Source organism: Nocardia aurantia, from assembly GCF_009604425.1.
GTDB classification, from domain to species: Bacteria; Actinomycetota; Actinomycetes; order Mycobacteriales; family Mycobacteriaceae; genus Nocardia; species Nocardia aurantia.
This window is the reverse complement of the sequence record NZ_WEGI01000003.1, coordinates 483,682-496,760: the sequence shown is the minus strand read 5'-3', so window position 1 is coordinate 496,760 and position 13,079 is coordinate 483,682. Positions and strand designations below refer to the sequence as shown.

Here is a 13,079-nt window from a genome sequence, read left to right as displayed (position 1 = left end):
AGCGTTCGCGGCGGGCTGCGCGCCGGGCCGCCGGGGCGACGACGCAGCCGTGCCGCGCGGGCAGGCCCGTGCTCGACCACCACGCCGATGCGAAGCGACTACCGTGCACAACTTGTTTGTCTAGTTGGTAGAGTTTCTTTTCGTGCAGAAGCGGCGCAGCTACGATCAGAACTGCCCGATCGCGAAGGGGCTCGACTCCCTCGGCGAGCGGTGGACGCTGCTCATCTTCCGTGAATTGCTCGGCGGCGCACGGCGTTACAGCGACCTGCGCGCGCAGCTGCCGGGCATCGCGACCAACCTGCTCGCCGACCGGCTGCGGGAACTCGAGGAGTCGGGGCTGATCGAGCGCACCGAACTCCCGCCGCCGGTGGCCCGCACGGTCTACTCGATGAGCGAGACCGGCTGGCGGCGAGTGTTTCCGGTCTTGCAGTCGCTGGCCTGGTTCGGCCTGCCGATGGTGACTCCGCCGGACGCCGGCGAGGACGCGACGCCGCTCAACGGCTTCCTCGCCGGGGTCCTGCTGGCGTTCGCCCCCGCGCGCGCGGGGGCGACGGACGCCACCTACCGGGCGAGCATCGGCGGACGCGGCTTCGAATTCTCGGTCCGGGACGCGACTCTCGGGCCGCGCCACGGCGAGCCGGTCGTGCGCCTGACCGCCGACGCGGCCGATCTGGTCCGCTTCCGCTCGGGTGACGCGGACCTGCGGCGAGAGCTGTTGCCGCGGATACGGTTCGACGGCGACCCGGCGGCGGTGGACCGGTTCCGGGACATGTTCGTGCTGTCCGCGTAGACCCGCCTCCGGCGGCCGGTGCCCCGGCGGCCGTGGGGTATCGGCCGCCGGACAGCAGCGCTCAGGCGACGGCCGGTGCCGCGGAGATCGGTTCCGTGGCACGCGCATTCGCCATCGACAGCACGTGCAACACGAACAGCACCGGCACCGCGGCGGTCGGCACCAGCACCAGCGGCAGCATCGAGATGTGCTCGGTGGACGGCGTGAGGTGCAGTACCCGCGTGCCGCCGGGCGCGGCGAGGATGCCGATCGCGAACGCGACCACGAAGTCGGCGATGCCGAAGATGTTGAACCACAGCACATTCTGGTCGGCACCGCCGGCACGCAACCGGCGGACCACCCGGGCCGCGGACCAGCTGATCGCGATGTCGCCGAGGGCGGCCGGCCACGCGAACAGCGGCGGCAGATCGCTCATCGCCAGCCCGAGCAGGAAGACGACGCCCATGATCCGCACCTCGTGCGGGCGGATCAGGTGCACCCGCGCCGCGGGATGCGTGAGCACCCGGGCGACGACCGGCACTCGGGACAGCGCCAGCAGGATCAGCACCGGAACGGCGAATCCCACTGCCAGCCAAGGCTTCACCGCATCGTCGCGGAATCGGTAGACCTCCGCTGCCGCCAGCCCCGTGGTGAGGACGGCCCAGGCCACCCAGACCAGCGCGAAGCCGAGTGCGACCGAACGCGCCGCGCGGCGACCGGTACCCGCGGCCAGGGCGGCCGCGTGCAAGGACAACGTCGTCGCGGATGCCACCGCGACGGTGCCGAGGACGGCGAGAAGCCAGAGAAGGGACGAGGCCGAGAACATGACGTGCTCCGTTTCGATGCGCCGGGCAGCGGACCCGGCACCGAGGTCCCGAGGGATCGGAGGCGGCCCACACTCGAAACCGTAACTCATAGACAAGTATTTCAACAAGATAGTTGATTTACTTGTCTCCATGCCGCGACAGCAGCGACCCGGAAGCCGTTGCCGGCCGGAGTGTTCGGGCCTCGGCGGTGACCGCCGCTCCGCCGGGACGGGTGATCGCAGACGTGGTCGGCGACGGCCACTGCGCCAGGATGGGTGTCCGGGGTCTGCGGCCCGATGCCGAGCCGCTCCGCACGGAGTGTTCCGGCACCCCGTGCCCGGCGGCTGGGGCAGCTCAGAAACCTTGCCAGGCAGGCTTGTTCACGAAGGCGAAGTGGTAGTAGTCGATCGCCTTCAGGTAGGCGGCGGCGGGCGGGTCGACGATCACCGTGACGTGCGGGTGCATCTGGAGGATCGAGGCCGGGCAGAACGCCGACACCGGGCCCTCGACGGCCGCGGCCACAGCCTCGGCCTTGGCCGCGCCGGTGGCGATCATCAGCAGATGCCCGGCGTCGCCGATGGTGCCCAGCCCCTGGGTGAGGACGTGGGTCGGCACCCGGGCCAGGTCGCCGTCGAAGAACCGGGCGTTGTCGGCCCGGGTCTTCGGGGTCAGCGTCTTCACCCGGGTGCGCGAGCGCAGGGAGGAGCCCGGCTCGTTGAAGCCGAGGTGCCCGTTGCCGCCGATCCCGAGGATCTGCACCGCGATCGGGCCGCGGGTGGCGATCATCCGCTCGTAACTCGCGGCGGCGGAGGGGATGTCGGCGGCGTTGCCGTCCGGACTGTGCACCGCGTCGTCGGCGATGTCGACGTGCGCGGTGAATTCGTCGCGGATGAAGCGCGCGTACGACTGCGGATGGCCCGGCGGCAGGCCGATGTACTCGTCGAGCAGGAACGCCTGTACGCGCTGGAAACTCAGGTCCCGCTCGCGATGCTGCCGGATCAGTTCCCGGTAGGCGCCCAGCGGCGACGATCCGGTGGCCAGGCCGATCGCGTGCGCACCACCCCGGATGTGGTCGGCCATGATGCCGCCCGCGAGGCGGCCCGCAGCCGCGGCGTCGTCGGCGATCACGAGTTCCACAGGGCCCCTTCCTTGTACACCCGCACCGGACGCAGCCGGGTGTCGGTCACCAGCACGTCCGCGACCGCGCCGGGCCGTAGCGTACCGATCCGATGCGCCCGGCCGAGCAGCCGGGCACCGGTGCCCGATGCTGACATGACCGCCGAGCACAGATCCACTGAGGAACCGAACACGGTGTGCCGCAACACATCCGATGCGGACGCGGTACCACCGGCGATGGCCCCGGGCCCGTCCGGACCGGACAGGCGGGAAACCCCGTCCACCACCACCACATCGAGGCTACCGAGCCGGTAGTGCCCGTCGGGCTGCCCGGCGGCGGCCATCGCGTCGGTGATCAGCGCGATGTGCCGGGCGCCGAGGGTATCGAACAGCATCCGCACGGTTCCGTGGGCGAGATGCACTCCGTCGCCGATCACTTCGGCCACGGCCACCCCGTGCGCGGCGGCCGACAGCGCGGCGGTGAGAAAGTTCGGATGCCGGTGCTCGAGCGGCGGCATGCCGTTGCACAGGTGGGTCACCGAGATCCGGCCGCCGCGCCACAACGCATGCGCGGATCGCGCGTAGTCGGCGACCGTGTGCCCGAGCGACAACACGGCGCCCGCCTCCCCGACCAGATTGCCGAGTTCATCGAAGTTCTCGGTCTCCGGCGCGATCGTCACCGACACCACGCGCCCGTCCGCCCGTTCCAGCAGGCGCCGCAGCATCGCCGGATCGCCGGGTACGATCCGATCGAGCGCATGCGCTCCCGGCCGATCCACACTGATGAACGGACCCTCCAGATGGATCCCGGCCAGCAGCCCGTCGTCCACGGCCCGGCCCAGCACCCCGATCCGCTCGCCCAGCTCCGCCTCGGTCGCCGACACCAGCGACCCGACCAGCGTCGTGGTCCCACGCCCCCGATGAAAACCCGCGGCCGCGGCCACCCCCGCCTCGTCCGCATCCGGAAACCCGAACCCGCCACCACCGTGACAGTGCACATCCACCAGACCGGGCAGGATCAGCACCGGCTCGACCGGCGGCAGTTCGCCCTCGAATTCCTCGGCCGGACCGGCGAATTCGATCGTCGGCCCGTCGAAGGCCACCACCGCGTCGGTGATCGCCCCCGCCTCGGTCCCGGTCACCACCCGCCCGCGCAGCACGGTCCTCATATCCGGCCCCCATTTCCCCACACTCGCCGTCCGACGCGAAACACCCTGGGCCGAAGAGACTTCGAGGTCAACCCCGCAGGACCCGCCGGCCCCGGGCGGGACTCGAGGTTCATATCGGACGCCCGGCCCGATCGAACACGGCCCCGACCGGGTCGGCGCTCATTCGGCCGGCCTCAGTTCGGCGCGGGCGGCGCGGGCGGCTTCGGCGGCGGTGGCCTCGGTGAGGACGGCCACGGCGGCGGCGCGGCACTGATCCAGGGTCACCGCCGACAGCGCGGCGCGCACGGCCGGCAGCGAGCGCGGCGCCATCGACAGGGTGGAGACGCCGAGACCGACCAGGACGCAGGCGAATTCGGGATGCGAGGCGGCCTCGCCGCAGACGCCGACCGGGATGTCGTCGGCGCGGGAGCCCGCCACCACGGCGGCCACGGTGGACGCCAGGGCCGGTTGCCACGGGTCGTGCAGGGCCGCCAGGGCCGAGGACATCCGGTCCGCGCCGAACAGGTACTGCGACAGGTCGTTGGTGCCGATGGAGAAGAAATCGACCTCGGCGCCGAGGAATTCGGCGCGGGTCGCGGCGGCGGGGACCTCGATCATGATGCCGCAGTCGGACAGTCCGGCGCCCCGGGCGGCGGCGGCGAAGCGGCGGGCCTCCTCCACGGTGGCGACCATCGGCGCCATCACCTTCACCGGGGTACCGGTGGCGGCACGGGCCGACGCGATCGCCGCCAGCTGCTCGTACAGGGTGCCTTCGTCGATGTCGCGCAACCGGATTCCGCGCAGGCCGAGCGCCGGATTCGGTTCGACCGGCAGGCGCAGGAACGGCAGCGGCTTGTCGGATCCGGCGTCGAGGGTCCGGATGGTGACCGGCCGGTGCCCGAGGATCGCGAGGATCTCCCGGTAGTGCGCGGTCTGCTCGGCGATGGTGGGCGCGGTTTGCCGGTCCAGGAACAGGAATTCGGTGCGCAGCAGCCCCACGCCCTCGGCCCCGAATTCGACGGCCAGTCGCGCGTCGGCGGCGTTGCCGACATTGGCCAGCAGCGGCACGGCGTATCCGTCGGCGGTGCGGCCGGGTCCGGTGGCCGCCCGCTCGCGGCGCTCGCGCAATTCGGAAACCGTTGCGCGCCGGGACGAGTCGGGGGCGAGTTCGACCAGGCCGGTGGTGCCGTCGAGCAGCACCTCGGTGTCCTCGGCCACCTCGACCGCGCGCGGGCAGGCCACCACGGCCGGAATGCCCAGGGCCTTGGCGAGAATCGCGGTGTGCGAGGTGGGGCCGCCGGCGACGGTGAGCAGGCCGACCACCTGTTCCGGGTCCAGCGTGGCGGTGTCGGCGGGGGCCAGATCCTCGGCGGCGAGCACGAAAGGCACAGCGGCGTGCGGGATTCCGGGCGGATCGACGCCGAGTAGTTCCGCCACCACGCGCTGGCCGACGTCGTGCAGGTCGGTGACCCGCTCGGCCATCAGCCCGCCCAGCGCGGCCAGCTGGCCGGCGAAGTGCGCGACCGCGCCGCTGACCGCGTGCGCGGTCGGCTCCCCGGCGCGGATCCCGGCGTGCACCTCGTCGCGCAGGGCGGGATCGGCCGCCAGGGCGGCCGTCATGGTGAGGATGTCGGCGGCCGGCCCCTCGGCGCGTCCGGCCAGGTCCGCGTAGCGGCCGGACACCGTCGCCAATGCGGTGTCGGCGCGGGCGATCTCGGCGTCCGGGTCGGCGCCGCGCGGATCGTCGGGACTGGTCACCGGTGCCGGCGCCAGCCATTTCACCGGTGCGACAACGAGTCCGGGCGCGGCGGCCACGCCGTGCAGTTCAGTGGTCAAGATCGGTCTCCAGCACTCCGACCAGCCGCTCCAGCACGTCGTCGGCGCCGTCCTCGGCGTGCAGCGTCACGGTGTCGCCGCATTCGACGCCCAGCGTCATCAGTTGCAGCAGACTGCCGGCCGCCACCGGCTCCTTGTCGCGGACCGAGATACGCACGGGCACCGGCGATTCGGCGGCGGCCTTGGCGAACAACGCAGCGGGCCGGGCGTGCAGGCCGGTCTTGGCCGCGACCACGGCGGTGCGGGTGATCATTGCGCGACGTTCTCCTTCTCGATCTGGTCCTCGTCCGGTTCCCGGCCCGGGGTCTGCAGGTTCCAGCGCCGGATGATGAAGCCGAAGACGGCGTAGTAGAGCACCGCGTAGCCCAGCCCGATCGGGATCAGCAGCCAGCCCTTCGTGGCCTTGCCGAAATTCAGCAGATAGTCGATCGCGCCCGCGGAGAAGGTGAAGCCGTCGTGGATGCCGAGCGCGTTGGTCAGCGCCATCGACGACGCGGTGAACAGCGCGTGCAGCACCAGCAACGGCCAGGCCACGAAGATGAACGAGAACTCCAGCGGCTCGGTGATTCCCGTGACGAAGGAGGTCAGCCCGGCCGAGAGCATGATGCCGCCCACCGCTTTCCGGTGCTCCGGCCGCGCGTTGCGCCAGATCGCCAGCGCGGCGGCGGGCAGGCCGAACATCATGATCGGGAAGAAGCCGGTCATGAAGGTGCCCGCCTCCGGATCACCGGCGAGGAAGCGGGAGATGTCGCCGTGGGCGCCGTGATAGTCGCCGATCACGAACCACACCACCGAGTTCAGGATGTGGTGCAGCCCCAGCGGCAGCAGCAGCCGGTTGGCCAGCCCGAACAGACCGCCACCGGCAACGGCGTTGTGCGACACCGCATTTCCCAGCCAGGTCAGCGCCGCGTGGAAGGCCGGATACACATACGACAGCAGCACGCCCAGGACGACGGCCGCGGCGGCGGTGAGGATCGGCACCAGGCGGCGGCCGGAGAAGAAGCCGAGATAGTCCGGCAGGGCGGTGCGGTGATAGCGTTGCCAGAGGATTGCCGCGGTCAGGCCCATCACGATGCCGCCGAGCACCCCGAAATTCACCAGCTCCTGACCACCCTTGGCATCGGTCTTCCCGCGCAGGACCACCGGCGACATGGCCTTCAGCACGCCCTCGAACGCCAGATAGCCGACCACCGCGGCCAGCGCCGTGGAGCCGTCGGCCTTCCTGGCCCAGCCGATCGCGATGCCGAGGGCGAACAGCAGCGGCAGATTGTCGATCAGCGCGCCGCCCGCCCCGGCCAGCACGTCGGCCACCCCCCGCGTGGCCGTCCAGCGGCCGAGCATGTCCTGCTGGCCGAGCCGCAACAGCAGACCGGCCGCGGGCAGCGTGGCGATCGGCAGCATCAGGCTGCGGCCCAGTTTCTGCAAGCCGGACAGGTCGAGCTTCTTGCGGGCGCCGGGGTCGGCAGTGGCCATGAAGGTCCTCGCGGGTGCCTGGGGTCGCCGAACAGGTATGGTAGCTGGATATTAACTGCATACCTGTGGCGCTGACCAGTCCCGTCCCCTCGACACGCGTGGAGGAACCATGTCCAAGGTCGACCAGATCCTCGCCGGGCTCGGCGGGCCCGGCAACATCGTGGAGGTCGAGGGCTGCATCACCCGGTTGCGGGTGGAGGTCAAGGACCCGCAGCAGGTCGATCAGCCCGCGCTGAAATCCGCCGGAGCGCACGGCGTGGTGATGGCCGGGAACGCGGTGCAGGTCGTGGTCGGCCCGACCGCCGACGCCCTCGCCGAAGACATCAACGATCTGCTGTGACCACCGAGGTCCTGGCGCCGCTGCCCGGCCGCGCCGTGGCGCTGGCCGAGGTGCCCGATCCGGTGTTCGCCGCGGAGATGGTCGGCGCCGGGGCCGCCGTCGAACCCGCCGACACCGACGACCCCACCACCGTCGCCGCGCCGATCGCGGGCACCCTGGTGAAACTGCATCCGCACGCCGCGGTGATCGTCGCCGACTCCGGGGTCGGGGTGCTGGTGCACGTCGGCATCGACACCGTCGGCAAGCCCGAACTGTTCACCGTGCACGCCGCCGAGGGCGCCCGGGTGGCCGCCGGTGATCCGCTGATCACCTTCTCCCCCAACGCCGTTCGCCGCGAAGGCCACAGCGCCGCCGTCCCCGTCGTCGTGATGGACTCCGCGCCCGGCTCGGCGCGCGATGCCGCGGCCGGGCCGATCGCGGCGGGTGCGGTGCTGTTCACCGCCTGACCGCGGGCCTCAGGCGGTGATCGTCGAGGGATCCGCCGGGGTGAAGTTGTAGACGCGGGTGGCGTTGCCGATCGCGATCTTGTGCTGCACATCGGCGGGCAGGTGACCGAGCCACTTGGTGGCCAGCTGGATGGTGTCCGGCCAGGTGGAATCCGAATGCGGGTAATCGCATTCGAGCATCACGTTGTCCTCGCCGATGATGTCCAGCAGGCGGATGCCGGCCTGATCCTCGATGAAGGTGCCGAACACGTGATCCTTGAACAGCCGGCGGATGTCGGTGTCGAGATCGAAACTGGCCGAACCCTTCTCCTCGCCGCGCTCGTGGCTGGCGTTCATGTCGATGTCGAACCGCGACGCCCAGAAGCGCTGCTTGTCGACGACCTGCTCGGCCCGCTCCAGGAAGTAGGGGATCCAGCCGATCGAGCCCTCGGACAGCGCGATCTTCAGGTCCGGGAACTTCACGAAGTTACCGCTGAACAGCCAATCCAGCAGTGTCCCGGCCTGATTCGCGGCCGCGGAGTAGGCCATGAAGGCCAACGTCGGCATGTCCTCGGAGGTGCGGATCAGGTTGGACGAGGAACCGACGTGCATCGAGACCACGTAGCCGGTGTCGTTGCAGGCCTGGAACAGCGGGTCCCAGTGATCGTTGTGGATCGACGGCAGGCCGAGCTTCGTCGGGTTCTCCGAGAAGGCGATCGACTTGCCACCGAGGGCCGCGGTGCGCTCGACCTCGGCGGCGGCGGCCTTCGGATCCCACAGCGGGATGATCATCATCGGAATGAAGCGGCCCGGGTACGCCTGGGCGAACTCCTCCAGGATGAAGTCGTTCCACGCCTGCACGCAGAGCAGCCCGAGCTCCTTGTCCTTGGCCTCGTGGAAGACCTGGCCGCAGTACCGCGGGAAGGACGGGAACAACATGGACGACAGGACGTGGCCCTGGTTCATGTCGGCCACGCGGTCGGCGGGCTCGTAGCAGCCCGGCCGCATGTCCTCGTAGGTGATCGGCTCGGGGGAGAACTCCTCGCGGCTCTTGCCCGCGACAGCGTTCAGCCCGGTGGTGACGATCTGCCGGTCCTCGTAGACCCAGAACTCCGACTTGCCCTCACGCACGATGCGAGGACCGGTGTCCCGCCACCGCTGCGGCAGCCTTTCCTGCCACAGCCTGGCCGGCTCGATCAAGTGGTCGTCGACCGAAATGAACCAGCTGAACGACATCGGGATCTCCCAACTACCTCGTCATAGATAAGCGAATACTCACATACTAAAGGAGGGCCCCGTCCCGCACCAGCGCGGATCAGCGGTATCGCGCGGCCAAGCGCCGCCGGTGCGCGGCGGGAGTGCCGAACAGCACCCGATTCAGCGTCGCCCGCTTGAGATATCGGTGGATCCCGCTCTCCCACGTGTAGCCGATACCGCCGTGCAACTGCATGGCCGCGCCGGCCACCTCGACGGCCGCGGCGCAGGTGTAGGACTTGGCCATGGCGATCGCGGCGCTGCGGCCCTCGATCGCACCGTCACTCTCGGTGGCGATGGCGCCCTCGGTCGCGACGGTGCCCTCGGTCGCGACGGTGCTCTCGATCGCGACGGTGCCCTCGGTCGCGACGGTGCTCTCGATCGCGACGGTGCTCTCGATCGCGGCGTCGATCAGCCGGCGCGCGACGGTGGTCCGGACGAACATATCGGCACAGGCGTGCTTGACGGCCTGGAAGGAGCCGATCGGCCGGCCGAATTGCTCACGCACCTTGGCGTATTCGACAGTCGCGGCGAGCATGGCCTCGGCGATACCGAGACTGTCGCAGGCGACGGCGAGGGCGGCGCGGTCGTGCAGGGCCCGCGCGGCGGCGAGCGGATCGCCCGGAAACCGCAGCAGCGCATCGCCGCTGATCGCGAGATCGTCGGCGGCGACGGTGCCGAAGGCACGGGATTCGTCGACGACGGGGGTGCCGGTGCGGGTGAGTCCGGCCGGGGCACAGACGAGTACCGGGATGTCCTGCGGATCGGTCGCGATCACCAGCAGTCGATCCGCGGTGAGCGCGTCGGGCACGAATTCCGCGGTGCCGGACAGCCGCCATCCGTCGCCGTCGGCGCGCAGCTGGAACGGCGTTTCGAATTCGGCTGCCGCACTGCGTAATACGATGGACAGGGCGGTCGTACCGGCGGCCACTGCGGTCAGCAGTTCTTCCCGTCGCGGGCCGGTGGTAGCGGTGAGCGCCGCGATCCCGAGGGCGGTACCGAGGTACTCGCTCGCCGCCGCGGCGCGCCCCAGTTCCTCCAGGACGACGGCGGTTTCGGCGAAGGTGACGCCGGCGCCGCCGAATTCCTCCGGGACCTCCAGCCCGGACCAGCCGTGGCGTGCGAGGGACTGCCGGTCCAGCTCGCGCGACTCGGCCTTCGCCAGTACCGCGCGGGCCACGGTCCGCAGCTCGTCCCGGACCTCCGCGAGTTCGTCTGCCGCCGTGCCCGTTTCGCTGTTCATCTACTCTGCCTCCGACGTCCACCGGTTCTCGCGGCCCGCGCTGGCGGGGTGTCACAGCCTTGCGCCCTACCGTCCCCGGTCGCACGGTGGTGTGTACTGGTCGCCGATGTCCGCGCGCCCGACCGGCGACCGGTCCCGGGTCCGCGGTCGGGCGCCCACGACCGCAGTTCCGGAAGATGTCCTCCAGCAATGAGAGCGGCCGTTCGCCGCTGTTCACCACCTTGCCGGGGCACCGGAGAGCGCGGGGGCACCGGAAAACGTTGCCGGCCGCTGGGGATGTGGCGATCGCTTCGGAGCGCCTGCGAGCGGGAGTGCGGTGTCGTCATGGGGCGCTGGGCTCCCGGGGTAGGCCGAGTCCGCGTTCGCCGATGATGGTCCGCTGGATCTCGCTGCTGCCACCGGGAATGGTCCACTCCCACGAGCCCACGAAGTCGAGGACCCACGCACCCGACTCCCAGCCCCCGGACGACGGCTTCGCCACCACCGACTGCGCCGCGAGCCCGCCGGCCTCGGCACCGAAATCGGTGAGCCGCTGCAACAACTCGCTGTAGAACAACTTCACCACCGACGCGTCCGCCGGACCCGCCGTACCCGCCTCGTGCCGCTGCACCACATCCGCGCACAACAACCGCAGGCCCGCGATCTCGGTTTCGAAGGTCGCCAAACGATCCGCGACGACCGCATCATCTAGCGGGCGACTACCGTCCGGGCGCGGGCGCGCGCATTCCTCCACCAGCCACCGGAACCCGGCATGACCGAGCCGCTCGGCCAACTCCAGCATCGTCAATCCCCGCTCGGCGCCCAGGGTGGACTGCGCCACCTGCCACCCGGTGTTCTCCGCACCGACCAACTGCGACACCGGGATCCGCACCTGATCCAGGAACAGCTCACAGAAATGCGACTCCCCTGTGGCCTGCTTGATCGGCCGCACATCGATCCCCGGCGACCGCATATCCATCAGGAAATACGAGATCCCCTTCCGCTTCGGCGCATCCGGGTCGGTGCGTGCCAACAGCAGGCACCAGTCCGCGTGTTGTGCGCCACTGGCCCACAACTTCTGCCCCGTCACCACGAAATCGTCACCGTCACGCCGCGCGACCGTCCGCAACGACGCCAGATCCGACCCCGCGCCCGGCTCCGAGAACCCCTGACACCAGATCTCACCATCCAGGATCGCCGGAAGATGCCGTCGCCGTTGTGCTTCCGTCCCCGCCGCCAGCAACGTCGACGCCGCATGATGAATCGCCACGAACGCCAGCACCAACCGAGGCGCATCCGCCGCAGCCAACTCCTGATACAGCACAACCTGCTCCGCGACGCTCATCCCGCCACCGAATTCCTTCGGCCAGTGCGGGACCGCGAACCCACCCGAGCGCAGCGTCTGGAACCATTGCTGCTGGAACGCCACGAATTCCGCATCGGAGACACCGGTCTGCGCCGCCCGCCACTCCGCCGGCACATTCGACCGACACCAATCCCGCACCCCCACACGGAAATCCGCCATTACCGCACTACTCATCACGGCGCTTCTCTCCTACCTCCGGATGCGGCGTCCCGGCAACACCGCACGACCGTGCCGGCGGCGAATCCAGTTGCGCCACCACCACGTGCGTCAGGGACGAGACGAGACTTCCTACCGTCGTACTTCGCTGCGGCGACCGGTGGCGCCGCACATCGCAGACAGCCTCGAATACCGTTGCACCGCAGCCACATGCGCCCGGAACCAGGCGACAGGCCGACCCGCTCGCCCCGGAGGGGGAGCAGATCCGACGGTGTCGCACCGAGTTTCTGCTTCCCGATGTTCCGCTCGGCCCGCCACTCACAGGCTGCTCGTCTTCTGCCGCAACGCCGGCAACCGCTCCCGGTGCTCCGATCAGCCCGGCCCTCACCGGCTGCTCGTCTTCCGCCGCAAGGCCAACAACCGCTCCCGATGCTCGACCGTCTGCATCGACACCACCTCCGCCGCGAACCCCGCCTGCAACGGACCCGACAACGCCTGCGACAAATACATGTTCACCACCCGCTTCGTCCCCCGCAACGCCTCCACCGGCTGCCCCGCCAACCGATCCGCCAATCTCCGCGCCTCCGCCAGCAGGTCGTCCGCCGCCACCACCCGCGACGCCAACCCCAACTCCACCGCCGTCACCGCATCGATCCGATCACCGGTGAACAGAAACTCCCGCGACCGCATGATCGGAGTCAGCAACGGCCACAACGCCGCACCACCATCACCGGCCACCAACCCCACCGCCACATGCGGATCCGTCAACGACCCCCGCTCCGATATCAGCACAATGTCACTGAGCACCGCCACACTGCACCCCAGCCCCACCGCCGCACCGTTGACCGCCGCGATCACCGGCAACGGAAACCGCAACATCTCCTCCACGATCTGCGCACCCTCACGCACACTCTCGTCCCGCGCGACCGGATCCTCGAGGAACGAGGTGATCCAATCGAGATCACCACCCGCAGAGAACGCCCGCCCCGCACCCGTCACGATCACCACCCGCGCCTCGGCATCCATCGCCAACTGACGCCACACCTGAGCCAAACCCCAATGCAGGCGCTCGTTCACCGCGTTCAACTCATCCGGACGATTCAGGATCAGCGTCCGCACCGGGCCGTCGCACTCCACGATCAACTCGTCGGGAAGGTCGTACTTCATC

General features: G+C 70.1%; 13 protein-coding genes. 3 read left to right on the top strand and 10 right to left on the bottom strand.

The genetic code is table 11. The features are described 5' to 3' along the window. Window positions 1-142: 142 nt before the first annotated feature. Window positions 143-790: a winged helix-turn-helix transcriptional regulator gene (locus NRB56_RS08610; protein ID WP_319942725.1), complete on the top strand. Its 648-nt coding sequence runs from the start codon at window positions 143-145 to the stop codon at window positions 788-790. Between the two features lie 61 nt (window positions 791-851). Here NRB56_RS08610 and NRB56_RS08605 read toward each other — a convergent pair whose 3' ends face one another. From NRB56_RS08605 to NRB56_RS08580, 6 genes are all read right to left on the bottom strand, one after another. Further along, the gene (locus tag NRB56_RS08605; RefSeq protein ID WP_153340117.1) at window positions 852-1,595 is read right to left on the bottom strand and encodes a hypothetical protein; all 744 of its coding nucleotides are present in this window, start codon (window positions 1,593-1,595) and stop codon (window positions 852-854) included. Between the two features lie 334 nt (window positions 1,596-1,929). Then, the gene (nagB, locus tag NRB56_RS08600) at window positions 1,930-2,712 is read right to left on the bottom strand and encodes a glucosamine-6-phosphate deaminase (protein WP_319942724.1); all 783 of its coding nucleotides are present in this window, start codon (window positions 2,710-2,712) and stop codon (window positions 1,930-1,932) included. Continuing rightward, the gene (locus NRB56_RS08595; RefSeq protein ID WP_153340115.1) at window positions 2,700-3,860 is read right to left on the bottom strand and encodes an N-acetylglucosamine-6-phosphate deacetylase; all 1,161 of its coding nucleotides are present in this window, start codon (window positions 3,858-3,860) and stop codon (window positions 2,700-2,702) included. Before NRB56_RS08595 ends, nagB begins: the two co-directional genes overlap by 13 nt. Before the next feature lie 159 nt (window positions 3,861-4,019). Beyond that, the gene (ptsP, locus tag NRB56_RS08590; RefSeq protein ID WP_227837367.1) at window positions 4,020-5,675 is read right to left on the bottom strand and encodes a phosphoenolpyruvate--protein phosphotransferase; all 1,656 of its coding nucleotides are present in this window, start codon (window positions 5,673-5,675) and stop codon (window positions 4,020-4,022) included. Then, complete coding sequence (locus NRB56_RS08585; protein ID WP_153340114.1) at window positions 5,665-5,928, bottom strand: HPr family phosphocarrier protein; 264 nt, start codon at window positions 5,926-5,928, stop codon at window positions 5,665-5,667. The genes ptsP and NRB56_RS08585 overlap by 11 nt, the downstream gene beginning before the upstream one ends. Next, window positions 5,925-7,148 carry a PTS transporter subunit EIIC gene (locus NRB56_RS08580; protein ID WP_153340112.1) on the bottom strand — a complete coding sequence of 408 codons (1,224 nt, stop codon included), beginning with the start codon at window positions 7,146-7,148 and terminating at the stop codon, window positions 5,925-5,927. Before NRB56_RS08580 ends, NRB56_RS08585 begins: the two co-directional genes overlap by 4 nt. Window positions 7,149-7,257: 109 nt before the next feature. Between NRB56_RS08580 and NRB56_RS08575 the strand changes: the two genes are divergently transcribed. Then, window positions 7,258-7,488, top strand: coding sequence for a glucose PTS transporter subunit EIIB (locus NRB56_RS08575; protein ID WP_153340110.1), 231 nt, complete (start codon window positions 7,258-7,260; stop codon window positions 7,486-7,488). Beyond that, entirely contained in the window at window positions 7,485-7,934 is a 450-nt protein-coding gene (locus tag NRB56_RS08570; RefSeq protein WP_319942723.1) for a PTS sugar transporter subunit IIA, read from the top strand. The genes NRB56_RS08575 and NRB56_RS08570 overlap by 4 nt, the downstream gene beginning before the upstream one ends. Before the next feature lie 9 nt (window positions 7,935-7,943). Here NRB56_RS08570 and NRB56_RS08565 read toward each other — a convergent pair whose 3' ends face one another. The 4 genes from NRB56_RS08565 to NRB56_RS08550 all read right to left on the bottom strand — a co-directional run bounded on the left by NRB56_RS08565 (window position 7,944) and on the right by NRB56_RS08550 (window position 13,078). Next, window positions 7,944-9,149, bottom strand: coding sequence for an amidohydrolase family protein (locus NRB56_RS08565; protein WP_153340109.1), 1,206 nt, complete (start codon window positions 9,147-9,149; stop codon window positions 7,944-7,946). Window positions 9,150-9,228: 79 nt separating this feature from the next. Further along, complete coding sequence (locus NRB56_RS08560; RefSeq protein WP_153340107.1) at window positions 9,229-10,410, bottom strand: acyl-CoA dehydrogenase family protein; 1,182 nt, start codon at window positions 10,408-10,410, stop codon at window positions 9,229-9,231. Window positions 10,411-10,732: 322 nt separating this feature from the next. Continuing rightward, a complete protein-coding gene (locus tag NRB56_RS08555; RefSeq protein ID WP_153340105.1) occupies window positions 10,733-11,929 on the bottom strand; it encodes an acyl-CoA dehydrogenase family protein in 1,197 nt (398 codons plus the stop codon). 366 nt (window positions 11,930-12,295) lie between these two features. Next, the gene (locus NRB56_RS08550) at window positions 12,296-13,078 is read right to left on the bottom strand and encodes an enoyl-CoA hydratase/isomerase family protein (protein ID WP_153340103.1); all 783 of its coding nucleotides are present in this window, start codon (window positions 13,076-13,078) and stop codon (window positions 12,296-12,298) included. Window position 13,079 lies beyond the last annotated feature (1 nt).